General features: G+C 69.1%; 22 protein-coding genes. 5 read left to right on the top strand and 17 right to left on the bottom strand.

All coding sequences use genetic code 11. From position 1 onward, the window contains the following. Positions 1-52: 52 nt before the first annotated feature. From AC069H_RS38675 to AC069H_RS38635, 9 genes are all read right to left on the bottom strand, one after another. Positions 53-2344, bottom strand: coding sequence for a glycosyl hydrolase family 95 catalytic domain-containing protein (locus AC069H_RS38675; protein WP_478235611.1), 2292 nt, complete (start codon positions 2342-2344; stop codon positions 53-55). A gap of 2 nt (positions 2345-2346) precedes the next feature. Then, positions 2347-4626, bottom strand: a complete 2280-nt coding sequence (locus AC069H_RS38670) for a glycosyl hydrolase family 95 catalytic domain-containing protein (protein WP_478235610.1) — start codon at positions 4624-4626, stop codon at positions 2347-2349. Positions 4627-4753: 127 nt separating this feature from the next. Continuing rightward, positions 4754-5560, bottom strand: coding sequence for a tyrosine-type recombinase/integrase (locus tag AC069H_RS38665; protein ID WP_478235609.1), 807 nt, complete (start codon positions 5558-5560; stop codon positions 4754-4756). Positions 5561-5746: 186 nt separating this feature from the next. Further along, positions 5747-7159, bottom strand: coding sequence for a M1 family metallopeptidase (locus tag AC069H_RS38660; protein ID WP_478235608.1), 1413 nt, complete (start codon positions 7157-7159; stop codon positions 5747-5749). A gap of 20 nt (positions 7160-7179) precedes the next feature. Further along, positions 7180-11082: a Pls/PosA family non-ribosomal peptide synthetase gene (locus AC069H_RS38655; protein ID WP_478235607.1), complete on the bottom strand. Its 3903-nt coding sequence runs from the start codon at positions 11080-11082 to the stop codon at positions 7180-7182. Positions 11083-11340: 258 nt separating this feature from the next. Further along, positions 11341-12822 carry a ribosome biogenesis GTPase Der gene (der, locus tag AC069H_RS38650; RefSeq protein ID WP_478224866.1) on the bottom strand — a complete coding sequence of 494 codons (1482 nt, stop codon included), beginning with the start codon at positions 12820-12822 and terminating at the stop codon, positions 11341-11343. Positions 12823-12826: 4 nt separating this feature from the next. Next, on the bottom strand, positions 12827-13495 hold the full coding sequence (locus AC069H_RS38645; RefSeq protein WP_340685715.1) for a lysophospholipid acyltransferase family protein: 669 nt from the start codon (positions 13493-13495) through the stop codon (positions 12827-12829). Continuing rightward, on the bottom strand, positions 13492-14196 hold the full coding sequence (cmk, locus tag AC069H_RS38640; RefSeq protein ID WP_340688489.1) for a (d)CMP kinase: 705 nt from the start codon (positions 14194-14196) through the stop codon (positions 13492-13494). The genes AC069H_RS38645 and cmk overlap by 4 nt, the downstream gene beginning before the upstream one ends. Before the next feature lie 92 nt (positions 14197-14288). Continuing rightward, positions 14289-14867 carry a TetR/AcrR family transcriptional regulator gene (locus AC069H_RS38635; RefSeq protein ID WP_478224868.1) on the bottom strand — a complete coding sequence of 193 codons (579 nt, stop codon included), beginning with the start codon at positions 14865-14867 and terminating at the stop codon, positions 14289-14291. A 91-nt stretch (positions 14868-14958) separates the two neighbouring features. Here AC069H_RS38635 and AC069H_RS38630 point away from each other — a divergent pair, with 91 nt between their 5' ends. Genes AC069H_RS38630 through AC069H_RS38620 form a run of 3 tightly spaced genes read left to right on the top strand, consistent with a single transcriptional unit; the run spans position 14959 to position 17052 of the window. After that, positions 14959-15351 (top strand): DUF4267 domain-containing protein, encoded by a 393-nt coding sequence (locus AC069H_RS38630; protein WP_478224869.1) that lies wholly within the window; start codon positions 14959-14961, stop codon positions 15349-15351. Between the two features lie 15 nt (positions 15352-15366). Continuing rightward, positions 15367-15849, top strand: a complete 483-nt coding sequence (locus tag AC069H_RS38625; RefSeq protein ID WP_125786286.1) for a cation:proton antiporter regulatory subunit — start codon at positions 15367-15369, stop codon at positions 15847-15849. Positions 15850-15855: 6 nt separating this feature from the next. Further along, entirely contained in the window at positions 15856-17052 is a 1197-nt protein-coding gene (locus tag AC069H_RS38620) for a cation:proton antiporter (RefSeq protein ID WP_478224871.1), read from the top strand. 73 nt (positions 17053-17125) lie between these two features. Here AC069H_RS38620 and AC069H_RS38615 read toward each other — a convergent pair whose 3' ends face one another. Beyond that, positions 17126-17755 carry a TetR/AcrR family transcriptional regulator gene (locus AC069H_RS38615; protein ID WP_478224872.1) on the bottom strand — a complete coding sequence of 210 codons (630 nt, stop codon included), beginning with the start codon at positions 17753-17755 and terminating at the stop codon, positions 17126-17128. A 70-nt stretch (positions 17756-17825) separates the two neighbouring features. Here AC069H_RS38615 and AC069H_RS38610 point away from each other — a divergent pair, with 70 nt between their 5' ends. After that, positions 17826-18659: a class I SAM-dependent methyltransferase gene (locus AC069H_RS38610; RefSeq protein ID WP_478235606.1), complete on the top strand. Its 834-nt coding sequence runs from the start codon at positions 17826-17828 to the stop codon at positions 18657-18659. Between the two features lie 60 nt (positions 18660-18719). On the opposite strand, the gene AC069H_RS38605 is transcribed toward AC069H_RS38610, so the two are convergent. The 7 genes from AC069H_RS38605 to xerD all read right to left on the bottom strand — a co-directional run bounded on the left by AC069H_RS38605 (position 18720) and on the right by xerD (position 25528). Then, positions 18720-20588 carry a Xaa-Pro dipeptidyl-peptidase gene (locus tag AC069H_RS38605; protein ID WP_478235649.1) on the bottom strand — a complete coding sequence of 623 codons (1869 nt, stop codon included), beginning with the start codon at positions 20586-20588 and terminating at the stop codon, positions 18720-18722. A gap of 93 nt (positions 20589-20681) precedes the next feature. Further along, the gene (locus tag AC069H_RS38600) at positions 20682-21434 is read right to left on the bottom strand and encodes a pseudouridine synthase (protein WP_007035528.1); all 753 of its coding nucleotides are present in this window, start codon (positions 21432-21434) and stop codon (positions 20682-20684) included. Further along, positions 21424-22119, bottom strand: coding sequence for an SMC-Scp complex subunit ScpB (scpB, locus tag AC069H_RS38595; protein WP_478224874.1), 696 nt, complete (start codon positions 22117-22119; stop codon positions 21424-21426). The genes AC069H_RS38600 and scpB overlap by 11 nt, the downstream gene beginning before the upstream one ends. Further along, the gene (locus AC069H_RS38590) at positions 22116-23051 is read right to left on the bottom strand and encodes a segregation and condensation protein A (RefSeq protein ID WP_478224875.1); all 936 of its coding nucleotides are present in this window, start codon (positions 23049-23051) and stop codon (positions 22116-22118) included. Before AC069H_RS38590 ends, scpB begins: the two co-directional genes overlap by 4 nt. After that, entirely contained in the window at positions 23051-23464 is a 414-nt protein-coding gene (locus AC069H_RS38585) for a cobyrinic acid a,c-diamide synthase (RefSeq protein ID WP_478235605.1), read from the bottom strand. The genes AC069H_RS38590 and AC069H_RS38585 overlap by 1 nt, the downstream gene beginning before the upstream one ends. Further along, a complete protein-coding gene (locus tag AC069H_RS38580; protein WP_478235604.1) occupies positions 23461-24477 on the bottom strand; it encodes a ParA family protein in 1017 nt (338 codons plus the stop codon). The genes AC069H_RS38585 and AC069H_RS38580 overlap by 4 nt, the downstream gene beginning before the upstream one ends. A gap of 148 nt (positions 24478-24625) precedes the next feature. Then, positions 24626-25528: a site-specific tyrosine recombinase XerD gene (gene xerD, locus AC069H_RS38575; RefSeq protein ID WP_478235648.1), complete on the bottom strand. Its 903-nt coding sequence runs from the start codon at positions 25526-25528 to the stop codon at positions 24626-24628. 118 nt (positions 25529-25646) lie between these two features. On the opposite strand from xerD, the gene AC069H_RS38570 reads away from it, so the two are divergent. Next, positions 25647-26132, top strand: coding sequence for a DUF1707 domain-containing protein (locus tag AC069H_RS38570; RefSeq protein WP_478235603.1), 486 nt, complete (start codon positions 25647-25649; stop codon positions 26130-26132). Positions 26133-26162: the final 30 nt, after the last annotated feature.

Raw genomic sequence — 26162 nt, 5'->3', positions numbered from 1 at the left:
CTGTCGTCCGGAAGAAGTACAGGAACACTCTCGCGTATCGCCGCTCACGACGTCACGGCATCCCCCATGACGCGCTGTTCCCGTTCGCCGGGACGGGCCGGATCTCGAGGTCGGGCCGGTCGCCCGCGCGATGCACGACGGCCTCCTCCCCACGCCGCAGGTCGAGGTGGACGTCGCCGTTCGGTAGCCGCCGCCAGCGTTTCGGCCGCCCCCACCGGTCGCGGACGGTCAGCTCCCCGTCCATGTCCGTCCGCAGCACGCACGGCGCCCCCGCCTCGCTCGTGACCTTGACCCAGCGTGTCTTCCCGGCCTGCCGGGAGGCACTGAGCAGGAACGCGCCCTCCGTGCGGAAATCGCGCAACGCGGCGTCCGCCCATGCGGCGGGCACGGCCGGGAACAGCCGGATCACCCCGCCCCAGCTCTGCACGAGCATGTCGTGCAGCGACTGCGCGGCCGAAAGCGGCGTCTCGATCACCGGACCGGATTCCTTGTACATCGTGTTCGGCTGGATATAACGCCGCTGCAGCTCACCGAGGTAGAACGCCGCCTTCTCGCCGCGCAGCATCTGCGCCGACATCGACGCGGCGCCGGTGAACGTGTAGCCCTGCAACGCGCCTTCGAAGCCCACCCAGTGGTCGAGCGAGGTCTCGATGATCCGCCGGTGCTCCGGCCGCTCCCAGGTGATCTCGTACAACGGGTAGATCTGCAGCAGGTGCGAGTAGTGCCGGTGCGATTTCGCGAACGGCACACCCGCGCCGATCATGTAACCGTTGGCGTCGGCCGGATACGGGACCAGCGTGGCCAGCACTTCCCGCCACCGCCCCGCGAGCGGGTCGTCGACGCGCAGTTCCGCCGCCGACTCCAGCAGGATCTTGCAGCCCCACCGGATCAGCGCGAGGTCGTAGGTGCAGTCCGGCGCGTTCACGCCGTACTCCGGGGAGAACGTCGCCGGCAGATGCAGTTTCCCATCCGGCCCCGGTGCCAGGAAATGAAGGTAGTAGTTGATCGCCTTGCGCAGCAGCGGGAACAGCGTGTCGCGCAAAAGGCGCCGGTCCATCGTGTGCCGATAGGACAGCCAGACGTTGTGCAGCGCCCAGGTGAGATTGCCGACCTCCGGAGTCGGCGTCTCCTTACCCGGGATGCCCACCGGGAACCCGGCGTTCGTACCGACCGCGCCGTTGAGCAGGGTCATGTCGGTCGTGCGCGGGATGCCCGCAGAATCGTGTCGGTAGGGCTCGGCGACCTGGCTCGTCAGGTTCGCCCGGAACTTGCCGAGCGCGTGGCTCACGGCGTCCAGTTCGAGGTGATTGGACCCGTGGATGAGCCAGTACTCGAGCTGGACGTTCAGGTTCCACCAGGTCGCGGGCCACGGGGTCGGCTCCAGCCACGGTCCGCAGGTCGCCATCACCGGCGCTTCGCGGCGCGCGGCGGAGGCGATCTTGTACAGCTGGATCCAGTAGAAACTTTGGAGCCGGGTGTCCGGAACGGACAGGAAACCATGCCGATAGTAGTCGTGCCACCAGCGACGATGTCCGACCGTCAACGCGGAGAACGGCTCTGCCCGGCGGACCGTCTTCAACGCCTCTCGCGCGGCCGTCCGCTTCGGGAACGACCATGCCACGGACGTGTACAGCGTCCGCTTCGATCCGCGGGTGACCTCGCGCCACGCCGTGACGTGCTCCCCGCCGGACAGCAGCGTCTGCACGGAAAGCCTGGTGTCACCGCTACTTTCCAGGCTCGCGGGCGGGTTGGCGACATACCCGGCGGGCGGCGGCTTACCGAACTTCGGATCCGTTCTGGGGCTCACCGCTTCGGCCGGGTGGAAGACCCACTCGAAGCCGCGCTCCCCCTCGGACGGCTCGATCTCGACGGCCAGCAGCGACTGTCCGGTGTGGACGATCGCGCGCAGCGCGAGACTGCCCGCGGCCGTGGTGATCGTGCCCCTGAGTTCGGCGTTCCAAAGGTCCATTCGCCAGTCGATCCCGGTGATCGCGCCGACCGGTTCGAGGGTGAAGTACCCGATCGGCAGGCGCGCGAGGCCGAACAGCGAGCCGAATTCCGGCCGGTGATCCTGCACCTCGCTGTGCTGGACGGTGAAGCGGACGGCGTTGCGGCCCGGTTCGGCGTAGCTGCCCGAGCCGAGGAAACCGTTGCCCAGGAAGGGTCCTTCGTACCAGGTCTTCGGCATGCGGCGCCAGATCAGGTCCGCCGTGCCGAGGAAACCGGGCCAGTCGAGGCCGCCGAGCGCGAAGTCGTTCTCCACCGCAGACACCGGCGGCGCGAATCCGGCCGCCGCCACGCCCGCCAGCGCCCCGCCGAGCATCGTCCTGCGTGTGATGTCCATCTTCAGACCCCCCATGCCGGAGTTCCACGATCGCCAGGAACGTCCCTTGGCTCCAGCGCCGGACGCGTACCGCGTCGCGTGACGACGGCCGTCCCGCCGCGGCCGAGCGGGATCGAGATCGCGCCGGGACCCGCGTGCCGCCAAGGAAGCCGCCGTCCGCGCCCGTCACGGACGTCGATGTCGCCGGGGATCCCGTGCCGCAGCGTGAGCGGCTCCCCCGCCTCACTGTGGACACGGATCCATTCGGTCGCGCCGTTCGCGCGGGAAGCGTCCACGAGGAAGGCACCCTCCGCGCGCAAGCTCTCGAAGGACGCGTCCGGCCACGTCGACGAGACCGACGGGAAGACCTTGAGCACTCCGTGATCGCCCTGCAACAGCATGTCCACTATGGACTGCGCGGCGGTGATGGGACTTTCGATGGCGAGGTTCGCGCCCTCGCGGTACATCGTGTTCGGTGTCAGCTGCGTGTTGGCCACGACGGTCCCGTCGAGGAAGATCTTCAGGTACCGCAGGGCTTCCTCGGGCGCGTCCATCACGGAGCTCATCGACGACGCCGCCGCGAAACTGTACCCGTGCCATTTCGCCTGGGCACTGGACCAGTGCGCGAAAGTGCGGCGCATGATGTCCCGGTCACCGGGACGGTCCCAGAGTTTCTCCCGCAACGGATAGAGCCAGAGAAGATGCGAGAAGTGCCGATGCGAGTCGGCCAGCGGGACACCATCGCCGATCAGCACGCCCTGGGCGGGATCCTGGTGGTACGGCACCAGCTTCTCGCCGATCTCCCGCCACACCGGTACCCGCGGGTCGTCGATCCGCAGCTTGGCCGCCGATTCGACGAGTGTCCGCGCGGCCCAGCGGATCAACGACAGGTCATAGGTGCAGTCGGCCGCGTCGGCGTACTCGGGTGACCTCGTCATCGGCAGGTGCAAGACGCCGTCCGGGCCGGTGGCGAGGAAGTGGCGATAGTAGTTGAGCGCCTTGGCGAGCGTCGGATACAGGACGTCGCGCAGGACGCGAACGTCCATGCTGTGCCGGTACGCGAGCCACACGTTGTGCAAGCCCCAGATCAGGTTGCCGGTCTGGTCGTTCTTGGTGGCGGGCCCCGGGATCCCGACCGCGCGGGTGCCGCCGGGCCGCAGCCGCCAGTCCCCCGGATGCGAGAGGGCGTACGTGTCACCGTCCCGGTACGCGGGAGGGACCGAGAGTTCGAGGTTGGCGTGGTCACGACGGAAGGTCGCGGTGACGGCGTCGAGTTCGGGATGGTTGCTGCTGTTGACGATCGGATACGTGACCTGGACGTTGAGGTTCCACCACACCGCCGTCCAGCTGTTGCCGACCTCCGGGAACCACGGCCCCCATTCGGCGACGACCGGTCCGTTCGCGCGGGTGGCGCAGGCGGTCTTGTACAGCTGGATCCAGTAGAACCGTTGGACCCGCTTGTCCGGAACGGAGACGAAACTGCGGCGGTAGAAGGCATTCCACCAGTGTCGATGGACAGCGACGAGGCCGTCCGGATGCACCGCCGACGCTCGATCGACCCTCCTGATCGCCTCGGCGGTGTGAGTCGGTTCGGGGAACGCGTACGCGACCGTCGCCGCCAGGAGCCGTCGCGTGCCGATCGTCCGCTCACGCCACGCCGTCGTGTACCCGCCGCCCGCGTGGAGCGGCTGCTCGCAATACCGGGTCCCGCCCGCACTGGCCAGCTTCGGAACGGGATTGGCCGTGTACTCGGGCGGTTTGCGGATCGTCCTGGTCGTCGCCGATTCGAGCGGCGTGAACCCCCATTCCGCGGACGCCTCCCCGGTGAGCGAGACGAGGAGGAGGTCCTGGTCGTTGTGGACCAGCGCGGAGAACCGCACCGAACCCCGGGTGGTGGTGATCGTGCCGCCGAGTTCGGCGTTGTACAGGTCCAGGTGCCAGTCCACCGCCGTTATCGCGCCCTCGAAGGTGAGGGTGAGGTAGCCGATCGGGAGCCGCGAGTACCCGATGCCCGCTTCCCACTGCCCGCGCTGGTCCTGGACCTGAGAATGGCTGAGCATCACCTTGAGGACGTTCGGCTGCGCGCCCGCGTAGAACTGCACGCCGAGGAAGCCGTTGGCGAGGAACGGGCCCTCCTGCCAGTTCTTCGGCATCCGCTTCCAGAGCATGCGCGCGTCGTCGACGATCCGGCGATGGACGTCCTGCCCGGCGAGCGCCGGCGGAGCCCCCTGAGTCCAAAGGCCACCGAGCGCGGCTGCCCCCGCCGCGACCCTCAGCATCGATCGCCTGGACAGCTCGGCCATGGGTCGCCTCCAGATTCATACTACGTTTACCGCAGATCAAGTCCTGGCGACCGGCATGTTTCCAGAGATATTCCCAGTTTGACCAGAGCGCTCACCCAGAAAGCCGCAGATACATCCGACCTATTGCTCAGAGGGCGAGGTAGGCCCGAGTGGCTACAGGCGACGCGTGCCCGAGCATCGCGGCGACGTCGTCGAGATCGACCCCGGCCCGGAGGAGGTTGACGGCGAAGGTCTTGCGCAGCGTTCGCGCCGACAACCCCGGCAGGCCGATCAGGAATCCGAAGACGACCACGAGGCTGTTGACGGTGGCAGGCGGCACAGGACGACCGCAGCTGTCGCTGAGGAAGAAGGTCGGCCCCTCGTCGACACGCTCCCGAAGGTAGGCATCGAGCAGAGGCCGGAGCTCAGGCGGAATCGGGACCGTACGCTGCCGCGGTCCACGGACGATGACCGTGTCGGCCGACACGTCCCGCAGAGCCAGGGCGGACAGTTCGCCGGCGCGAAGACCCGCGTAGTACAGAAGATGCAGGATCGCCGCGTATCTGAGCGGCAGCATGTGCACCGCCGCCGACAGTATCTCGCCCAGTTCGTCGTTGCTCAATGGCGACAAGGTTTCCGCCTCGAAGACCCTTCGCTCGTCCGTCATGGCGAGCTTCCCCCGGACGAGCGCGCCGAGCGTGACTCCGGCCGACTTCTGCCACCGCTGCGGCCGGGTCTTGAGCAAGCTCTCCTCGGCGATCGCGGCACCCTCGATGTCCGCGGAGCCACGCACACCGTTGAGCACTTGCTGCTCACGATGCCGGTTCGCCCGGTTCACCCGCCGCTTGTGGCGCGGGATGTTCTTGCGCGAGGACTTGTCGTTCTCGCCGTAGCGGTTGCGGCGATCCTTGGCGTAGCTCAGCCGCTTCTTCTCCTGCGGACTCTTCCTTCCCATCGCCCCTCCCCCAGTCGACAGGGAGACGGTAGCGAGGCGCCTGGTCGCGAACCACCGATTTACCGGCAGGTGGGCCATCGCAGAGCAGAACCACCCCGGGCAGCAGCCGCTGTCAGGGCTGCGAGCCCGTCCCCGGATCGCACCCCAAGATCATCGCCGGCGGCACCTGAATCGGACCCACGTGGGTCAGACGGACGGCAACGCAGGCAGCGCCGGAGCGTCCAGCCAAGCGTCGAAGAACCCAGCCAGCGAGCGACCAGCGAAGCGTTCGGCAAGCGCCACAAAAGCCGCGGTGGTCACCAGACCGTGCCGGTTCTCCGTCGCCCAAGCCTTCACCAGCGGGAAGAACACCGCGTCGCCGACGGTCAAACGCAAGGCGTGCAACAGAAGGCCGCCGCGTTTGTACACGCGCTCGTCGAACATCCGCGCCACGCCGGGGTCGGAGAGCCGCAGATCCGCGGGCTTCACCGTCATCCGCGCGTGCCAGGTCTTCGCCCACTCGTGCGCGCTCTGCCCGCCGGATTCCTCGGACCAGAGCCATTCCGCGTAGGTCGCGAAGCCTTCGTTCAGCCAGATGTGCCGCCAGTCGGCGACGGTCAGGCTGTTGCCGAACCATTGATGCGCCAGTTCGTGCACGACGAGTCGTTCGTGGGTGCGCCGCCCGTCGACGTGGTTGGCGCCGAAGATCGACATACCCTGTGCCTCGATCGGGTCGTCGAGGTCGTCGTCGGTGACGACGATGACGTACTCGCCGAAGGGGTACGGCCCGAACAGTCGTTGCAGCGAGTCCATGATCCGGCCCTGTCGCCCGAAATCACGGGCGAACGCCCGGCGCAGGCGTGGCGGCACGGCGGCCCGTTGCGGGACCGAGGTGACCACAGAGCCGCCGTCGAGGTTGATCCGGAAGGCCTCGACGGCGGGGTGCGAGAACCAGCCGGGCTGGGGACCGGAGACGAGTTCGACGTCGTCGTACCGTCCTATTTGGACGCTCATCAGGTACGTCGGCGTCGGCTCGGGTCGTTCGAAGACCCACTTCGTGGTGCTCGCGCGTTCGTGCCGCTCCACCAGGTTCCCGGTGACGGCCACGAGATACGGCGACGACGTCGTCAGCGCGACACGATAGGTCGCCTTGTCCGAGGGATGGTCGTTGCACGGGAACCACGACGGCGCCCCGACCGGCTGGCTCGCGACGAGCGAGCCGTCGGTCAGTTCGTCCCAGCCGATGTCGCCCCACAGCCCGGGAAGCGGCCCCGGGTTGCCGACGTAGTGGACCTCGACCACGAACTCGCTGCCGAGTGCCAGCGACTTCGCCGGCTTCACCTGCAGCTTGTGCGCGCGCCGCGTGTACTTGGCCGGTTTCCCGTTGACCAGCACGCGGTTGATCCGGAACTCGCCGAAGTCCAAGGTGAACCGAGACAGCGCCTGCGTCGCCTCCGCGGTGATGGCCGCGGAGGCCGACAGCCGGTTGGGACCGATCTTGTAGTCCAGCTCCAGATCGTAGTGCCGGACACGGTAACCGCCGTTACCGTGACGGGGCAGATAGGAGTCACCGGAAATGTCCGAGCCGGGCGAGGGCTGTGCGGAGGCCTTCGAAATCACCCGCGAACGAACCCCGCTTCCTACTTGGTCCAGGCCGAGATGGGATTCCCCAGCCAGCGCGAATCGGCGGGAACCGCGTCGCCCCGGGTCACCAAAGAGCCCGGTCCGACCGTCGTCCGCGCGCCGATGCTCGCGCCAGGCAGCACGATACCGTGCGGCCCGAGCGTCGCTCCCTCGTCCAGGGTCACCGGCGACATCGTCATGATCCGGTCGTGGAACAGGTGCGTCTGCACGACGCAGCCGCGATTGATCGTCGCGCCGTCGCCGAGGCTCACCAGGTCCGACTCGGGCAGCCAGTACGTCTCCAGCCACACGCCGCGGCCGATCTTGACGCCCATGGTCCGCAGCCACGCCGGCAGCAGCGGCGTGCCGCCGAGGGAACCGATCAGCCACGGCACGGCGAGCGCCTCGACGAAGGTGTCGGCGAGTTCGTTGCGCCAGACGAACGAACTCCACAAGGGATGGTCGACCGCGCGGAACCGGCCGACGAGCAGCCACTTCATCGCGGTGGCGGTCAGCGCGGCGACGGCACCGGCGGCGAGCAGCAGCGGCCCGCCGAGCAGCACCGCGACCAGGAAGCCGTACGCCGCCGCCAGCGCGAAGATCCCGGCGGCCACCAGCACGGTCAAGGCGACACCGCACATCACCGGCACGATGCGGCACAGTTCGACGAGCGCACGCGCCGCCTTCAGCCGCAGCGGCGGCGTGTACGTGCGGCTCGTGTCGGCCTCGCCGACCGACCGGCGGACCGGCAGCGGCGGCATCCCGAGGTACGACGAGCCCTTCTTCGCCTTGAGCGGGGCCGACGACAGCACACCGACCAGACCGCGTTTCGGCACCGAACGTCCCGGCGCGGCCATCCCCGAGTTGCCGAGGAACGCCTGCTTGCCGATCCGCGCCGGCGCGACGTGCAGCCAGCCGTGGCCGAGTTCGTAGGTGGCGACCATGGTGTCGTCCGCGAGGAACGCGCCACTGTCCACCTGGGTCATCTTCGGCAGCGCGAGGACGGTGGACGCCTCGACGTTGCGGCCGACCTTCGCCCCGAGCATCCGGAGCCACACCGGAGTGAACAGGCTGGCGTACAAGGGGAACAGTCCCTCCCGCGCCATGCCCATCAGCCGTTCGGTCGCCCAGACCTGCCACGCGGCACGCCCGTGCACCGGGTGGTAACCCTCGACCATGCCGATGCTCAGCGAACGGACGCCGACGAGCACGAGTAGGGCGTAGGACAGGAAGTACGCGATGGTCGCGAGCGGCGTGAACAGCAGCGCCTGCCCGAGGGCGGCGCCGAGCGAAGCCGTCCCCGCTATCGCGTAGCCGAGCACCGCGACCGCCGGAAGCGCGGCGACAGCGGGCAGAAGACCGAGAGCGACCGAGGTCGCGCCGTAGACCGAAGCCCAGAACCGCGAGCGCGGCGGGCGGCTCGACGGCCACTTCAGCGAATCCTTCGTGGCACGGGCGGCGGGGGCACCGGCCCAGCGCTGCCCGGTGGGCACGTTGCCGCGGACGGTCGACCCGGCCGCGATCTCCGCGCCCTTGCCGATCCGGGCGCCGGGGAACAGCGTGCTGCGCGCGCCGATCCGCGCGTCGGCGCCGATTCGGATCTTGCCGATGTGCACGAGATCGCCGTCCACCCAGTGCCCGGTCAGGTCGACCTCGGGTTCGATGGCGGCACCGCGGCCGAGTTTCAGCATGCCGGTGACCGGCGGCGGGGAATGCAGGTCGACGTCCTTGCCGATCCGCGCGCCGAGGGCCTTGGCGTACGTCGTCATCCAGGAAGCGCCCGCGACACTGTCCGCGCCGCTGAACTCGGCGAGCTTCTCGGCGGTCCACAGGCGCAAGTGGACACTCCCACCGCGCGGGTAGCTGCCGGGACGGACTCCGCGCAGCAGCAGCCGCGAGCCGGTCGCCGAGATCGCGATCCTCCCGGCCGGGCTGAACAGCGCGATCCAAGCGGCCGCGATCCAGGCCCAGTGCAGCGTCGGCGCCCAGGCGAAACCGGCCAGCGACAGCACGTTCGACAGCGTCGCGGCGATGGTCGTCCAGCGCAGGCCGACCAGGCCCATCAGCGGGATCATCAGCAGCGACTGGATGATCCCGGCCTTGCGCGGGGTCGGCGCGATGTCACGGCGCTCGGTCTTCTCCCCGCTCAGCGCGTCCAGCATCGACGCGAGCGCGCCGAGCTTCGGGTTGGCGTAGATGTCGCTCACCGACACCTGCGGATGCCGGGTGCGGATCCGCGCGATCAGCTGCGCGGCGGTCAGGCTTCCGCCGCCGTTGGTGAAGAAGTCGGCCTTCGGGTTGTCGACCGAGACGCCCAGGATCTCCGCCCAGCCTTCGGCGAGCCAGCTCTCCGTCGGCGACAGACCGGATTTCGCGGCGTCCACAGTGGACAGCGGCCAGGGCAGCGCGTTGCGGTCGACCTTGCCGGAAGTACGCGTCGGCAGGTCGTCGATCAGTGCCAGCAGTGGCACGAGCGCGGCGGGCAGCTGCTCACGCAGCCGGGTCGCCGCCTCGTCGTGGTCGAACTCGACTCCTTCGGCGGGCACGACGTACCCGACGAGCACCTGGTTTCCCGCCTTGGTGCGGCGGACCGCGGCCGCGGCGCCCTGCACGCCGGGCAGCGCCTGGAGCGCGGCGTCGACCTCGCCGAGTTCGATCCGGCGGCCGCCGAGCTTGACCTGCTCGTCGAGACGGCCGAGGAACAGCAGGCCCTCGGCCTCCGCGCGGACCATGTCACCGCTGCGGTACGCGCGCCGCCAGCCCAGCGAGGGCAACGGCGCGAACTTCTCGGCGTCCTTCTCCGGATCCAGATACCGGGCCAGGCCGACGCCGCCGATGACCAGTTCGCCGGTCTCCCCCATCGCGACCGGCTCGCCCGCCTCGTTGACGACGGCGAGCTGCCAGCCCACCAGCGGCAGGCCGATCCGGACCGGCCCCTCTCCGGTCATCTGCGCGGCGCAGGCGACGACGGTGGCCTCGGTCGGGCCGTAGGTGTTCCAGACTTCGCGCCCTTCGACGGCGACGCGTTCGGCCAGTTCCGGCGGGCAGGCCTCGCCGCCGAAGATCAGCAGGCGGACGTCCTCGAGCGCGTCGGCGGGCCATAGCGCGGCCAGCGTCGGCACGGTCGAGACGACGGTGATGCCCTGCGCGACCAGCCACGGGCCGAGGTCGACGCCGGTCCGCACGAGCGAACGCGGCGCCGGGACCAGGCAGGCGCCGTGGCGCCAGGCGAGCCACATCTCTTCGCACGACGCGTCGAACGCGACCGACAGGCCGGCGAGCACGCGGTCGCCGGGGCCGATCGGCTCCTCGGTGAGGAACAGCCGCGCTTCGGCGTCGACGAAGGCGGCGGCCGAGGCGTGCGAGACGGCGACGCCCTTCGGCTTCCCGGTCGAGCCGGAGGTGAAGATGATCCAAGCGTCGTCGGCCGGTGCGGGAGTGCCCTCGACCCCACCGGGCGAGCCGAGCACGGTGATCGCGCCGCCATCGGAGACGACGGCGGCGACATCGGCCTCACCGAAGACCAGTTCCGCGCGCTCGTCCGGGTCGTCCGCGTCGACCGGCACGTAGGCGGCGCCGACGGACAGGATGGCGAGGATCGCGACGTAGAGCTCCGCGGTGCCGGAAGAGATCCGGACGCCCACCCGGTCGCCGACGCCGACACCGTTGGCGGTCAGCTTGCGGCCGTAGGCGTCGATCTCCTCGACGAGCTTGCGGTAGGACAGCGTGGTCTCGCCGTCGTCGATCGCGCCCGCGTTGGGGTGGCGGGCGGCGGTCTCGGCGAGGATGTCGAGCAGGGTGCGCTCACCGGCTCCGAGACCGGACCAGAACAGGGCTCGGTCGGCGACGGGAGCCGGGGACGGGGCGACGGTGACTTCGGCGACGCAGGCGATCGGACGGGAATCGGCGGTCAGGGTCATCGAGTCACCACGGGCAGGACGGAGCTGGGCAGAAAAGAACCATGGGCGCTCAAGCCCATCACACACCTTTCGCGAAGTGCGTCATTCGGGCTCGCTCTCCGAATGAGGCGCCCGCTAGCAGACCGTTCACTTTACCGCAGGTGAACGGCATATCTCGGGAGGGTCTCGGCAGAGTGTCGAACCTCACCGGGGGACACGCCGAAACCCGAGGTCATCGGCGTGTCCACCCAGTGAAATATTCACCTACATCGTGAGAAATCAGCGCGCTTTTGGTTTGCCCGCTGGTTTTCCGGCCGCTTTTCCGCCTGCCTTGGGCCTTTGCTTCTTTTCCCGTACCCGGACATTCACCCGTACGGGGCTGCCTTCGAAACCGAAACGCTCACGGAACTTCCGTTCGATGAACCGCCGGTAGCCCGCCTCGAGGAAGCCGGTGGTGAACAGGACCAGCGTCGGCGGCCGGATACCGGCCTGGGTCGCGAACAGCACCTTCGGCTGCTTGCCACCGCGCACCGGCGGCGGGGTCGCGGCGATGAGGTCGGCGAGCCAGCCGTTCAGCTGACCGGTGGGAACCCGCTGGTCCCAGGACTTCAGCGCGGTCCGCAGCGCGGGCGCGAGCTTGCGCACGGACCGGCCGGTGAGCGCCGAGATGTTGACCTTGTCCGCCCACGGCACCCGCACCAGGCCGCGGTCCAGTTCACGGACCATGGCGTGGCGGCGGTCCTCGTCGACGAGGTCCCATTTGTTGAAGGCGAGCACACAGGCGCGGCCCGCCTCGACGACCATCGTCAGCACCCGCAGGTCCTGCTCGGAAAGCGGTTCGGCGGCGTCCAGCAGCACGATCGCGACCTCGGCCGCGTCGATCGCGGTCTTGGTCCGCAGCGACGCGTAGTACTCCGCCCCGTTGGCCGAGTTGACCCGCTTGCGCAGGCCCGCCGTGTCGACGAACCGCCAGGTCTCGCCGTCCAGCTCGACCAGCGAGTCGACCGGGTCGACAGTGGTGCCCGCGACCGAGTCCACGACGGACCGCTCCTCGCCGGACAGCTTGTTGAGCAGGCTCGACTTGCCCACGTTCGGCTTGCCGACCAGCGCGACCCGGCGCGGGCCGGTGGTGGCGCGGTCACCGTCGCGCGGCATCTCCGGCAGCGCCTTGACGATGGCGTCGAGCAGGTCGCCCGAGCTGCGGCCGTGCAGCGCGCTGACCGGGTACGGCTCGCCGAGGCCGAGCGACCACAGGGACGCGGTGTCGGCGAGCAGACGGTCGTCGTCGACCTTGTTGGCGGCGAGCAGCACCGGCTTCTTCGACCTGCGCAGCACCTTGGAGACGGCCTCGTCGGTGGCCGTCGCGCCGACGCTGGCGTCGATGACCAGCAGGACCGCGTCGGCGGTGGCCATCGCCATCTCGGCCTGCGCGGCGACCGAGGCCTGGAGCCCGGTCGCGTCCGGCTCCCAGCCGCCCGTGTCCACCAGCGTGAACCGGCGGCCCGCCCAGAAGGCGTCGTAGGCGACGCGGTCCCTGGTCACGCCGGGGACGTCCTGCACGACCGCCTCGCGGCGGCCGAGGATGCGGTTGACCAGGGTCGACTTGCCCACGTTCGGCCTGCCGACGACGGCGAGGACCGGCTGCGCGAGCTGCGCCTCCTCCTCGGCCTCGCCCGCGGCGATCTGGGCGTCGAGCGCGGTGAATTCGGATTCGTCGGACCAGGAGCCGTCGATCTCGCCGACTCCGTCTAGCTCTGTCATGTACTCAATCCTGTCGCGTGTCTCGGAGCCCGTGCTCCAAGCGCCATTCGTCCAGTGCCTTCACGAGGTCCGCGAGCGCGATGCGAAGCCGCTCGGTTCCCTCCTCCAGCCCTGTCCTTCCCTTCCCGATCGCGGGAGTGAAAGGTTCGCCGACCATGATGTCGACGCGTGGCCGCCAACGCCTCTTGGCGCCGGCGGGTTTGTACGTCCCCCGAGTGGCGACCGGAACCACGGTCGCGTTCCCGGCGCGGACCAGGAAGGCCGCGCCGCGCTCGAAGTTCTCGGCGTCACCGAGGCCGCGGGTGCCCTCGGGGAAGATCCCCACCGCACCGCCGTCCTCGAGCACCTTGACCGCCATCATCAGCGGTTTGCGGTCCACCGCCCCCCGTTTCACCGGGATCTGGCCCAGCTTCGGGAAGAACCAGCCGACGAACCCCCGGAAGAGTTCCTCCTTGACCAGGAACGCCGTGCGGCGCGACAACATTCCGAACAGCAGCTGCGGTTCCACCATCGAGCTGTGGTTGGCGATGAACACCACCGGACCCGACGCCGGCACCCGCTCGCCACCGTGGACCCGGACCCGGAAAGCGGGCCGGACGATGAACTTCGAGATCCCCCTGCCGAAGGTGTGGATCGGGCCGCTCGCGCCTTCGGGCAGTCCCTTCGCGCTCATCTGGCGGCCTCGGCGGGGCACCCTTCGAGAAGACCACGGTGCAGGGCGAGTTCGGCCAGCGCGACGATCACCTGGTCGATGTTGAGCGCCGAAGTGTCCACCTCGACGGCGTCTTCGGCCGCGCGCAGGGGCGACGCCGCCCGCGTGGAGTCGAGATGGTCGCGCCGCTCCACCGCCGCCTTCGCGACATCCACGGTGGACTCGCGACCGGCCGCGGAGTCCTGCGCGCTGCGCCGCGCGGCGCGGACCTCGGCCGAAGCGGTGAGGAAGATCTTGAGCGGGGCGTCGGGCGAGACGACCGTGCCGATGTCGCGCCCCTCGACCACGATGCCGCCGACGCGGCCGAGCACCTCGGCGATGATCTCGCGCTGCCGGGTGACCAGCAGTTCGCGGACCGCCGGGACGGCCGAAACCGGCGACACCGCGGTGGTGACGTCCGCGCCGCGGATCTCGGCGGCGACGTCCTCGCCCGCCAGGGTCACGGTCGCCTCGTCGGGGCTGGTCCCGATGCCGAGTTCGGCCTTCACGGCGACGTCGGCGACCGCGTCCGCGTCGGCCGGGTCGACCCCGGCGCGCAGGACGGCGAGGGTGACCATGCGGTACATCGCGCCCGTGTCGAGGTAACCGGCGCCGAGCTTCGTCGCGAGCTTCCGCGAAACCGTGGATTTCCCGGTTCCGGACGGGCCGTCCATCGCGACCACACCACGCAGGGCTCCCGTCACCGAAACTCTCCTCAGCTCATTCGTCGCTCACCTGATCGACGACCATTCTGCCTGGTGGCACGCGACACGCCTCAGCCGCCCACGGCGAACCGGTCGACAAGCATGCCGATCCGCTCCGCGCGCGCGGGCGCCGGGAGCCGCCGGCTGCGTTCGAGGGTGACCAGGCCGTGCAAAGCCGCCCAAAAGGTCTCGGTGTAGAGGCCGGGGTCGTATTCGCCGGAGACCGGGCCCACGACTTCGAGCAGCGCGCCGAACGCGTCCTTCAACGGCGCTGGACTGTCCGGGCTGGCGAAGTTCAGTTCGCTGGCGAGGGTGAAGATCGCGTCGTAGAGCGCGGGTTTGCGGTCGGCGAAGTCGAAGTAGTTCTCGGCCAGCCGCAGCAGCGCGTCCCGCGAGCCCTCCGCCGCCCCTGCCCCCTTCCGCATGTCGGCGGCCATTTCGGTGCATCCCTCGAGCGCCGCGGCCGCCATGATCGCCCCCTTGCCGGAGAAATGGCTGTAGAGCACGGGCTGGCTGTACTCGATCTTCGCCGCCAGCCGACGTGTGGTGACCGCGTCCCAGCCTTCTTCTTCGGCGATCTCGCGGGCGGTGGTGACGATCAGCTGTTCGCGTTGCGAGCGGTCCCGCTCGCGCCGGGGGGTGGTGACCATACGAACATGCTAGCACCGCTAGACAAGCTAGCAGCGCTAGCGCTAAAGTCCGTCTCGTTCCTAGCACTGCTAGCTTTTGGAGTCGGAGATCATGACCAGAATCAAGATCGCTTACGTCCTGTCCGCCGCCCTCGTGCTCTTCGTCCTCTACTTCGGGAGCGGTTACGTGTTCTTCCCGGCGTCCCAGACGGGCGGATTCGGACTGCCGGTGATGCCGTCCGAGGGTGACCCGATCCTCGCGGTCAAGGGGGTCCGCGACATCGGCACGGCGCTCGTGGTGCTCGCGCTGCTCCTGTTCCGGAACGCCCGCGCACTGGGCTGGGCGATGCTCGCGCTGGCGTTCATCCCGTTCGGCGACATGCTGATCGTGTTGACCCACAACGGATCCATGGGCGCCGCCCTCGGCATCCACGGCGCGACGTGCGCCTTGATGCTCGGGATCTCGGCGCTGTTCCTGATCCGTCCCGCGCGAAACGAACGGTGAGTTACTGTTGTTCACGTGAACGTCGAAGTGACCCCGCTCCCCGGAATAGGCGTCCGCAAGGACTTCGCCACCCGCAACGGCCGCCGCGTCGGCGTGGTGACCCATCGCGATGGACACGTCGAGCTGATCGTGTCCAAAACGGACGATCCCGACGCCTGCCTGGCCTCACTTCCGCTCACCACCGACGAAGCGGGCGCGCTGGCGAACCTGCTCGGCGCGCCCCAGCTGGTCGCCCAGCTGACCGAAGAGCACCGGGACCTGCCCGGTATCAACACCAAGCAGCTGCCGATCAAGGCGTCCTCGCCGTTCGACGGCCGGACGCTGGGCGACACCGCCATGCGGACACGCACGAGCGTCTCGGTGGTCGCGGTGATGCGGGCCGGGCAGGTCCACCCCTCCCCCACGCCGGACTTCAACCTCACCGCGGGCGACGTCCTCGTCGCGGTCGGCACGTCCGAAGGTCTCGAGGCCGCCGTCAAGATCTTGAAGTACGGCTGATCGCCGATGGATCACACCGCACTGTCCTTGATCGAACTCGGGGCGGTCTTCTTCGGGCTGGGCGCGTTGGGCCGCCTCGCCGGGAAGATCGGGATGTCCCCGATCCCGCTGTACCTGATCGGTGGCCTGTGCTTCGGGCAGGGCGGGCTGATCCCGCTCGGCGACATCGGCGACTTCACCCACCTCGCCAGCGAGATCGGGGTCGTCCTGCTGCTGCTCCTACTGGGCCTGGAGTACTCGGCGGCCGAGCTGTTCACCGGGCTGAAACGCTCGTGGGTGGCGGGTCTCGTGGACATCGTGCTGAACGCCGCGCCGGGCGCGATCGTCGCGCTCATCCTCGGCTGGGGGCCGATCGGCGCGATCGTCATGGCGGGCGTCACCTACATCTCGTCGTCCGGGATCATCGCGAAGGTGCTCGGCGACCTCGGCAGGCTCGGTAACCGGGAAACCCCGGTGGTGCTGTCGATCCTGGTGTTCGAGGACCTGGTGATGGCGCTGTACCTGCCGATCCTCACCGCGGTGCTCGGCGGGGTGAGCTTCCTCGGCGGATTGAAGGCTGTCGGGATCTCGCTGATGGTGATCACGGTCGTCCTGGTGATCGCGCTGAAATTCGGCCGGTACGTCTCCGCGGCGGTGGACAGCCCGGACCGCGAGGTGTTCCTCCTCAAGGTCCTCGGCGCGGCCCTGCTGGTCGCCGGCCTGGCTTCGGCGATGCAGGTGTCGGCCGCGGTCGGCGCGTTCCTGCTCGGCATCGCGATCTCGGGGTCGACGGCGGAGAACGCGACGCACATGCTCGAACCGCTGCGAGATCTCTTCGCCGCCGTGTTCTTCGTCGTGTTCGGGCTCAACACGAACCCGGCTTCGATCCCGCCCGTGCTCGGCTGGGCGGTCGTCCTGGCGGTCGCGACCACGCTCACGAAGGTCGGCACCGGCTGGTGGGCCGCGCGGAGGCAAGGCATCGGGAAGATGGGCCGGGCTCGTGCCGGAGCCGCGTTGGTCGCCCGAGGCGAGTTCTCGATCGTCATCGCCGGGCTGGCGGTGGCGGCGGGCGCGGTGACCGGCGAGCTCGCGGCCCTCGCGACGGCGTACGTGCTCCTGATGGCGATCCTCGGCCCGACGGCCGCGCGCATCGTCGAACCGGTGGCGCGGGCACTGCAGCGGAAGCCCTTCGGTTCGAAGAGCCCGGCCTCGCAGACCGGCTGACCCCGCCCCCACGCGCCATGAAAGGTCCTTTCCTTGCAAATTTTGCAAGGAAAGGACCTTTCATGGCATTCGTCTAGGCCCGCTCGAGCAACTGCGCGGCCAGCGTGTCCTCCACCCAGCGCTCCCACACGTCCAGCGGCCAAGCACGGTCACGGGTGAGGATCAGGAACATCTCCGGACTGAGGAGCGCGTAGAGGACATCCGCCACCCTGTCGACGGCGAGACCGGTGACAGCACCCGGCTTCCCCATCAGAGCCTTCGCCGCCGTCGCGTGCACGACGTGGCGCGGATCCTCTTGATCCGGCCATAATTCGCGCAGCTCGGGATGAGCCGCGGTCGCGGTGCGGACCATGTCGGTGACGGCGGCGACCCGTTCGAGCACGGCGCGGCTGCCGGTGACGAGCGCGTTGAGCGCCCCACGCGCGTCCGGCGCGTCCGTCACCCGCGCGAACCACGGCCGCTCCATCGTCGCCAGTGGACCGTCGTCGCCGGCGATCGCGACGTCGACCAGTTCCTTCAGCAGCGTCGGCTTGTTGCGGAAGGTGAAGTAAATGGTCTGGACCGCCACGCCCGCACGGTCCGCGACCTGCTGAAGCGTGGTCGCGCCGTACCCGTCGGCGAGGAAGAGCTCCGTGGCGGCCGTGATGATCCGCCGCCGGGTTTCCGCCGCCCGTTCGGATCGGGCGCCCTTGACACCACTCATGACTGGAGTCTATCTCTAGAGTCAATCACTAGAGTCCAACTCTAGTAACGACGCGGATGGGGTGCCAGGGATGACGGCGATCGTCAATCAGCAACAGGCCGAAGCGTGGAACGGCTGGGAGGGCAGGCTCTGGGCGGATCGCCCGGATCGCTACAACGGGATGATGGAAGCCTTCGACGCGCCGCTCTTCGACGCGGCGGACATCGGTGACGGTCACGCCGTCCTGGATGTGGGCTGCGGCGCCGGACTCACCACCCGGCTGGCCGCGAGAAAAGCGGGCAGCGGGCACGCGCTGGGCATCGACCTTTCGGCGCCACAGCTGGAAAGGGCTCGCCTGGACGCGGCGGCCGAAGGAATCACCAACGTCGCGTTCGAGCAGGGAGACGCGCAGGTGCACCCGTTCGACGGGCCCGGCTTCGACGTCGTCATCAGCCGGGGTGGCGTGATGTTCTTCTCCGACCTGGTCGCGGCGTTCGAGCATCTTCGCGAAGCGATGGCTCCGGCCGGGCGGCTGGCCTTCGTGGGGCCACGGTCAGGCGACGTCGACAGCGCCTACGCACGGGCGACGGCGGCGCTCGCGCCCTACCTCCGCGAGCCCTCCCCCGCCGCACGCGGGATGGGTTCGCTGCTGACGCCCGAGCGGATCACCGAAGTGCTCACGGCGGCGGGCTTCCGCGACATCGAGATCAGGCCGGTGGACGCGGACATGGGCTTCGGGGTGGACGCCGACGACGCGACGGACTTCGTCTTCTCGATGGCCCCGACCCAGCACAACCTGCGGGGCGTGGACGAGGCCACACTCGCCGGCCTCCGCGACGGCGTGCGGGGCGCACTCGGCGAGTTCGAGACCCCGCAGGGGGTGCGGATCCCCGGCGGCGTATGGGTCGTGACCGCCGCACGCTGATGCCATGAAAGGTCCTTTCCTTGCAAATTTCGCAAGGAAAGGACCTTTCATGGCATTCGCCTAGCCGCGCTCAAGCCCCGAAATGGTGGCGGGAGCGATCCCCACCGGAGCCACCGGAAGCGCCGCCGGAACCGCCGACGGACCCGAGCCCACGACAGGCAGCGCCAGCGAGGTCTTGCCCAGATCCACCGTGATCTTCGGGTACTGCGCCGGTCCCGAGATGAACGAGCCGTCCGTCCCGCCGATGATCAGCGCGAGCTGATGTCCTTGCGGGACGACGTGATCCGTACTCGCCAGCCGGAACGTCATCGTGTACGGCTGCCCCGGCGTCAGCGGCGATTCCTGACTCAGCGAACGGTGGTTGGCCAGATCCGCCCACCCCCGGCTGATGATGTTCAGCCCCACCGAGACGGCGTCGGTGCTCGTGTTCAGGTAGCAGGCGTCGTTACCGGGCGCGCTCGCGCCCCAGCACGACTGGGTCAGCTCGTTCTTGATGCCTTCCTTCGGTCCCGTGTAGTTCCGGATCGTCGCCGGGCCGTAGTCGACGAGGACCGCCGAGAGCCGCGCCGTGGACGTCGACGGCGTCGCGGTCACAGTCACCTTCGCCGTTCCGGACACGTGAAGGTCCTTCGCCAGCGCGCCGGTGCTGAAAAGCACGCGCCCGGTCGAAGTCTCCGTCGGCTTCGCGGCCCAGGTGTTCGAGGACTGACCGGAGGAGTCCGTGAACGACACCGTTCCCGTCCCCGCGGTCGTGCCGAGCGTGCCGACCCCCGGGGTGCTGCCGGACGCGGGGCGCAGGGTGACGGCGCTGCCCGCGGGCCATGCCGGCTGGTCCACCCAGACGTCGGGCTCGCGTTCCACGCTCGCGCCCGGTGCCTTCTCGATACCGTTGTCCACGCCGAGCAGATAGTGGTCGAACCACTTGTGCAGGGTGTCGACCCACGCCGACCGCCGGTAGTCGAATGGATCGACGTGGCCGGCCTGCGTCAGCCAGATCTTGCGCTCGACGTTCAGCGCTTCCCACCACTGCCCGAAGTTGATCGTCTTGACGTTCAAGTCACCAAGGCCGTGCGAAGCGAGCACGCTCGCCTTCACCTTCGAAGCGCTCTGCACGTAGTCCCGGTCGAGCCAGAACGCGTTGTAGTCGCCGTTCGAGGTCGCTCCCGCGGTGAGCTTCTGGTTCGCCGCACCGCAGTTCTGCCCACCGTTGCGCCGGGACACGGTCTGCGCCAACCCCGCCGGGCTGCCCTGGCGCAGGTTCGCGCCGTCGGAGCGGTAATAGTCGTACCAGGAGCTGATGGCGCCGATCGGCACGATGGTCTTGAGCCCGTCGACGCCGGTCGCGGCGACGCCGTTGGCCACCGTGCCGTCGTAGGACTTCCCGATCATGCCGACCGCGCCCGTCGACCAGGTCGCGTTCGTCCTGGCCGGACCGGTGGCCGTCGTGTAGCCGTTCGCGCGGCCGTTCAACCAGTCGACGACCTTGCGCGCCGAATTGACGTCCGACGGCCCGCCGATGTCGGTGCAGCCGCGGGACTTGTTGGTACCGGCCAGATCCACCAGGACCACGGCGTACCCGCGCGGGACGAAGAAGTTGTCGTAGTAGAGCGGGAAGCCGACCGGCCTGCCCGCCGAGTCGTAGGTCTTGAGCTCGCTCTCGTTGCCCCGCCCGCAGCACGAGTAGTACGGGCTCGCGTCCATGATGACCGGGACCTTCTTGCCCTGCGCCGCCGGTTCCTTCGGCCGGATGATGTCCGCGGCGACCCGGTCCGAACGGCCGTCGCCGTCCCCGTCGAGCCCGATGTCCACCCAGGCCGTCTCGCGGACGGCCTGGGCGAAGTCGTAGACCGGTTCGCTGCTCCGCGGTTTCGCCGCGGCCTGCGGTGCCGCGACCACGGCCGCGGCGACCGCCAAGATCCCTGCCAGCACAACTGTTTTCACGGTTGAGCCCTTCCCCGTCGGCTGAAAGCCCATCAGGAAGAGCTAAACGCGGAGATCACTTGTGCAGTAGAGCGGAAAGTTCTACAGATCGACAGCCCGGTACAGCGAGCCGACCTCACCGCGGTTCAGCCGCCGGATCGAACCCGACCGCTGGGCACCGAGCTGGACGTCGCCCAGCGCGGTCCGGACCAGTTTGCGCACGGGGTGCCCGGTGGCCGCCATCAGCCGCCGCACGATGTGCTTGCGTCCTTCGTGGATGACCAGCTCGATCTGGGTGCGCCCGGCCAGCATGTCCTTGACCCGGAACTGGTCGACCTTGACGATGCCGTCCGGCAGCTCGAAACCCGCCCGCAGTTCCTTGCCGAGCCCGCGCGGGACGATGCCCTCGACCTCGGCGAAGTAGGTCTTCAGCACGCGGAACGACGGGTGCATCAGCCGGTGGCCGAGGTCGCCGTCGTTGGTGAGCAGCAGGAGTCCTTCGGTGTTCTCGTCGAGCCTGCCGACGTGCACGATGCCGGGCGTCTCCTCGTACCGGCCGCGCAGGTAGTCGCCGACGCACGGACGGCCGCGGTCGTCGTTCATCGTGCTGTGCACGCCCTTGGGCTTGTTCAGCAGGAGGTAGACGAGGTCCTCGCGGACCTGGACGCGGGTGCCGTCGACGTGGATCACGGAGTTGTCCGGATCGACCCGGCGGCCGAGTTCGGTGACCACCTTGCCGTCCACGCTCACGCGACCGCGCACGATCAGGTCCTCGGCCGCGCGCCGCGAGGCGACGCCTGCCTGCGAAAGGACCTTCTGCAGCCGAATGCCGTCGGGATGTGGGTCAGATGTCATCGATGGTGTCCACTTCGGGTAGCAATGGAGCGATGGGCGGAAGGTCGGCCAGGGACGAGAGGCCCAGTCGCTCCAGGAACAGCTCGGTCGTCACGTACAGCGTGCCTGTGGTTTCGGGGTCGGTCCCCATCTCCTCGATCAGGCCGCGCGCCAGCAGCGTCCTGATCACCCCGTCCACGTTCACCCCTCGGACGGCGGCGACCCTGGCCCTGGTCACCGGCTGCCGATAGGCGATCACGGCGAGGCTCTCCAGTGCGGCTCGCGTCAGCTTGGAACGCTGGCCGTCGAGCAGAAGCTTCTCCACGAACGGGGCATAGACGTCCCTAGTGTAGAACCGCCACCCTTCGCCGACTCGGCGCAGGTCGATTCCGCTGGTCCGCTCGGTGAACTTCTGCGCCATCGTGCGCAGCGCCACGGTCACCCGCGACACGGGTTGCCCGACGGTGTCGGCGAGCGATTCCTCGTTGATCGGCGAGTCGACGACCAGGAGCAACGCCTCGAGCGCCGCTTCGAGCGCCTCGTCGGAGGTGACGTCGGGGTAGTCGCCGTCGCCCGCCGCGACGAGCCCTTCGTCGGCAGGCGGCTCCGTCTCGGCCTCCGGCTCGACGGCAGGGGCCTCGGCCGTCTCCGGGGTCGCTTCGGCCTCCGGGGTCTCTTCGGTCTTCTCGGTCTCTTCGGGGCTCACCCGTACTCCTCGTCCTCAGCGGCGGCGCGATCGTGCTCGGCCGCCACCGACGCCTCCTCCACGGACCCGCCGGTCCAGCGCACGTGCAGTTCGGCGAGCGCCTCCAGCTGTTCGAACTGGACCGAGGCCTCCCGGTACAGCTCCAGCAGCGCGAGGAACCGCGCCACGATCTCGACGGTGTGCTCGCAGTCTTCGACCAGCTCACCGAAGGTCGCTTCGCCTCGTTCCGCCAGCTTGAGCCGCAGCAGCGCGGCGTGTTCGCGCACCGAGACCCGGCCCATGTGGATGTGCGCGATCGACACCGTCGGCGGCGGCTTCGGCCGGAAGACCGCGACGGCGATCTCGGCGAACTTCGCCGGGTCGACGCCGAGCATCACCTCGGGCAGCAGCCCCATGTACCGGTCTTCGAGCGCGACCGACCGCGGATACCGCCGCAGCGCGCCGGCCTCCAGCTCACCGAACAGCGCCGCGACCTGCTTGTACGCCCGATACTGCAACACGCGCGCGAACAGCAGGTCCCGTGCTTCGAGCAGGGCGAGGTCGTCTTCGCTCTCCACCTCGGCGGCGGGCAGCAGCCGTGCCGCCTTGAGGTCGAGCAGGGTCGCCGCGATGACCAGGAACTCGGTCGTCTCGTCGAGGTTCCACTCCGTGCCGAGCGCACGGGTGTAGGCGATGAAATCGTCCGTGACCTGGTGCAACGCGACTTCGGTGACGTCGAGCTGGTGCTGCGAGATCAGCTGGAGCAGCAGATCGAAGGGGCCCTGGAAGTTCGACAGGTTCACCTTGAACTTGGACGTGCTCAGCTCTTCACTGGCCAGTCCTTCGGGGACCATCCCGCCGTGCACGGTCTCGTGCACGGCGGGGGTCTCGTCTGCCTCTGTCCGCTCGACCGGCTCTGAGCCGCTGGGAGCAGCCGCAGCCGGGTCGTCCATCAGCTCTCGGTCTCTTTCCCGTCCTCGCTGCCCGCCCGCAGACGCTGGACGAGGACCGAGTCCTCGCCCGCCGCGTCGAAGTCGGCCAGCAGCACGGCCACCGCCTCGCGGACCAGCCTGCCGCGATCGAGTACGAGGCCGTGCTTCGCCCGGAGGTTCAGCCTGGCCTGCTCCATCGCCAGCAGTTCGTCGCCGGAGACGTAGACGGTGATCTTCGCGTCGTGCTTGGTCCGCCCGGACCCGCTGCGCGCGGCACGGGTCAGCTGTTCCTTGTGCGCGTTCCCCGTCTCGTTCCCGTTGCCGTTCCCCTGCGCGGGGGCGGGCTGTTCGGGCGCGGGCGGCAGATCGAGCGCGGGGCTGGAGGTGATCCTGAAAAGTTCGGACGCTCCGGGCAGGGAAGCTCGCCTGCTCACCGAGCGATCACCTCACGGGCAAGCGCGCGATAGGCCGCCGCGCCCGCTGATTTGGGAGCCCAGGTCGTGATCGGCTCGCCCGCGACCGTCGTCTCGGGGAACCGCACGGTGCGGTTGATCACCGTGTCGAACACGGTGTCGCCGAATGCCTCCACCACTCTCGCCATGACCTCCTTCGAGTGCAGGGTTCTCGGGTCGTACATGGTGGCGAGAATCCCGGTGATGTCCAGTTTGGGGTTGAGGCGTTCCTGCACCTTCTCGATGGTGTCGATCAGGAGCGCTACGCCTCGCAGACTGAAGAACTCGCACTCCAGCGGGATGATCACACCGTCCGCGGCGGTCAGTGCGTTCACCGTCAGCAGGCCTAGCGAGGGCTGGCAGTCGACAAGAACATAGTCGTAGTCGTTCATGACCGGACGAAGGACCCGTAACAAAGTGTGTTCGCGCCCTACCTCTGCGACCAACTGGACCTCGGCCGCGGACAGGTCGATGTTGCTCGGCAGCAGGTCGACACCGTCCACCCGGGTCTTCCGGATGACGTCGGCGATGCTGACCGAGCGCTCCATGATGACGTTGTAGACCGTCTGGTCCAGCTCGTGCGGCTGAATGCCGAGGCCGACCGAGAGCGCGCCCTGGGGATCGAAGTCGACCAGCAGTACCCGGCGGCCGCATTCGGCCAGCGCCGCGCCGAGGTTGATGGTCGAGGTGGTCTTGCCGACCCCGCCCTTCTGGTTGCACATGGCCATCACCAGTGCGGGACCATGCCGGTCCAGCGGCGGCGGATCGGGGATCTCGCGGAACGGACGGCCCGTGGGGCCGATAGCGTCCCTCTCGAGTTCTTGCTGCTTGGTTTCTTTGGCGCGCTTGGCCTTGCGGCCGCGGGAAGAGATCGTGTCCTCCGACGGTTCGTCGCCGTCGTGTTCGGCGGGGGTTGCGATGGTCACCTGGCTGAGGCTCGCGGCAGCCGAACCGGCGGACGCGGACGGCTTCGCCGGCTCGTTCGGTGTCGACATAACGCGAAAGCTCCTCTTCGGCAGGATCCTCGGCAGCCTATGCGCGATCCGGGAGTCGAGCCAACGAGGCACGCCGGGACTGACCGGGTCGTTTAGGCGCTGTCCAGGCTGTCCTGAAAGACCGCGAACATGACTTACCGGAAAGTGCCTAGCCGAGCGCGCGGGGATGTGCCGTCGCGTAAACCTCGCGGAGCGTGTTGACCGTGACCAGCGTGTACACCTGGGTGGTGGTCACCGAAGCGTGGCCGAGGAGTTCCTGCACGACGCGGACGTCGGCGCCGCCCTCGAGAAGATGCGTGGCGAAGGAATGGCGCAGCGTGTGCGGAGAGACGCCCGCCGTGACCCCCGCGGATTCCGCGGTGTCCTTGAGAACCTGCCACGCGCTCTGCCGGGAAAGCCTGGAACCGCGGGCATTCAGGAACATCGCCGGCGTCCCCCTGCCGTGGGTGGCGAGCGCCGGCCGCGCGCGGACGAGGTACGCGTGCACCGCTTCCAGCGCGGGACGGCCGATCGGCACGATGCGCTGCTTGCCGCCCTTGCCGTCGAGCAGCACGGTCCGTTCGGTGTCGTCGATGTCGTCGACGTCGAGCCCCACGGCCTCCGAGATCCGCGCGCCGGTGGAGTAGAGCAGCTCCAGCAGCGCCCGGTCCCGCAGCGGGCGTTCGCCCTCGGGCGGCGGGGTTTCCAGCAGTTTCAGCACGTCGGCCACCGGCAGCGCCTTGGGCAGCCGTTTGGCCGCGGCGGGCGGGCGGACCTCGCGAGCCGGATCGTGCTCGGTGATGCCGTCGGCGTGCGCGAACTTGTGCAGCCCTCGCACCGCGACCAGCGCTCGGGCCGCCGAGGACGCGGCGAGCGGCCGATGCTCTTCGTCGCCTTCGCGCAGCGCCGCGCCGAACGAGGTGATGTGCGCCGAGGTGACATCGTCGAAGCACTCGACGTCGGCATCGCCGAGGTACGCGGTGTACCGGCGCAGGTCGCGGGAGTAGCTGTCGAGGGTGTTCCTCGCGGTTCCGCGCTCGACCACCAGATGGTCGAGGTAAGCGGCGACCACCTGGGCGACTCCGGTACCGCCGGCCCGTGACACACGGACACTCTAGGACGACCGCGACCCGTTCGGGGGTTCGCCGCGCGTACCGCGTCGCGGGTGTGAAACGGGCTACCTTGGGAGCATGTCCCAGCAACCGGACCCGGACGAAATGCGCGCCGGCACCGCCGAGCGCGAGGAGGCGGCGCGGCTGCTCGCCGACCACTACAGCCAGGGAAGGATCACGCCGGACGAGTACGAGGGCCGCGTCCTCGCCGCGTACGAGGCCGTGACGTTCGGCGAACTCCGGCCGCTGTTCCAGGACCTTCCCGCGCCGCATCCGGCGTACCTGGCGCCGCGGTTCGACCCGCCGCCGTTCGTGCCCGTGTACCAGCAGCCCGCCGCGGTCGCGCCGTACTCACCGAAGTCGAAGGTCGCCGCCGGGGTACTGCAGATCGTGCTGCCGTTCGGGATCGGGCGCTTCTACACCGGCCATGTCGGGCTCGCGCTGGGGCAACTGGCGGTCGTGGTGGTCACCTGCGGCATCGGCGCGGTCTGGCCGTTGGTCGACGGGATCGTGCTGCTGGCGAACGGCGGCACCGACGCGCAGGGCCGCCGTCTCCGGGACTGAACGCCTCGGAACTGACATGAAAGGCCCCTT

Source organism: Amycolatopsis sp. NPDC043887, from assembly GCF_056435665.1.
The sequence above is the reverse complement of the archived record's forward strand: the minus strand, read 5'-3'. Positions and strand labels throughout refer to the sequence as shown.

Excerpts from the sequence above, each read along its gene's own strand:
- AC069H_RS38675 (WP_478235611.1), bottom strand. The coding sequence starts at position 2,344 with ATGGACATCACACGCAGGACGATGCTCGGCGGGGCGCTGGCGGGCGTG.
- AC069H_RS38670 (WP_478235610.1), bottom strand. The coding sequence starts at position 4,626 with ATGGCCGAGCTGTCCAGGCGATCGATGCTGAGGGTCGCGGCGGGGGCA.
- AC069H_RS38665 (WP_478235609.1), bottom strand. The coding sequence starts at position 5,560 with ATGGGAAGGAAGAGTCCGCAGGAGAAGAAGCGGCTGAGCTACGCCAAG.
- AC069H_RS38655 (WP_478235607.1), bottom strand. The coding sequence starts at position 11,082 with ATGACCCTGACCGCCGATTCCCGTCCGATCGCCTGCGTCGCCGAAGTC.
- der (WP_478224866.1), bottom strand. The coding sequence starts at position 12,822 with ATGACAGAGCTAGACGGAGTCGGCGAGATCGACGGCTCCTGGTCCGAC.
- AC069H_RS38645 (WP_340685715.1), bottom strand. The coding sequence starts at position 13,495 with ATGAGCGCGAAGGGACTGCCCGAAGGCGCGAGCGGCCCGATCCACACC.
- AC069H_RS38635 (WP_478224868.1), bottom strand. The coding sequence starts at position 14,867 with ATGGTCACCACCCCCCGGCGCGAGCGGGACCGCTCGCAACGCGAACAG.
- AC069H_RS38630 (WP_478224869.1), top strand. The coding sequence starts at position 14,959 with ATGACCAGAATCAAGATCGCTTACGTCCTGTCCGCCGCCCTCGTGCTC.
- AC069H_RS38620 (WP_478224871.1), top strand. The coding sequence starts at position 15,856 with ATGGATCACACCGCACTGTCCTTGATCGAACTCGGGGCGGTCTTCTTC.
- AC069H_RS38615 (WP_478224872.1), bottom strand. The coding sequence starts at position 17,755 with ATGAGTGGTGTCAAGGGCGCCCGATCCGAACGGGCGGCGGAAACCCGG.
- AC069H_RS38610 (WP_478235606.1), top strand. The coding sequence starts at position 17,826 with ATGACGGCGATCGTCAATCAGCAACAGGCCGAAGCGTGGAACGGCTGG.
- AC069H_RS38600 (WP_007035528.1), bottom strand. The coding sequence starts at position 21,434 with ATGACATCTGACCCACATCCCGACGGCATTCGGCTGCAGAAGGTCCTT.
- AC069H_RS38590 (WP_478224875.1), bottom strand. The coding sequence starts at position 23,051 with ATGGACGACCCGGCTGCGGCTGCTCCCAGCGGCTCAGAGCCGGTCGAG.
- AC069H_RS38580 (WP_478235604.1), bottom strand. The coding sequence starts at position 24,477 with ATGTCGACACCGAACGAGCCGGCGAAGCCGTCCGCGTCCGCCGGTTCG.
- AC069H_RS38570 (WP_478235603.1), top strand. The coding sequence starts at position 25,647 with ATGTCCCAGCAACCGGACCCGGACGAAATGCGCGCCGGCACCGCCGAG.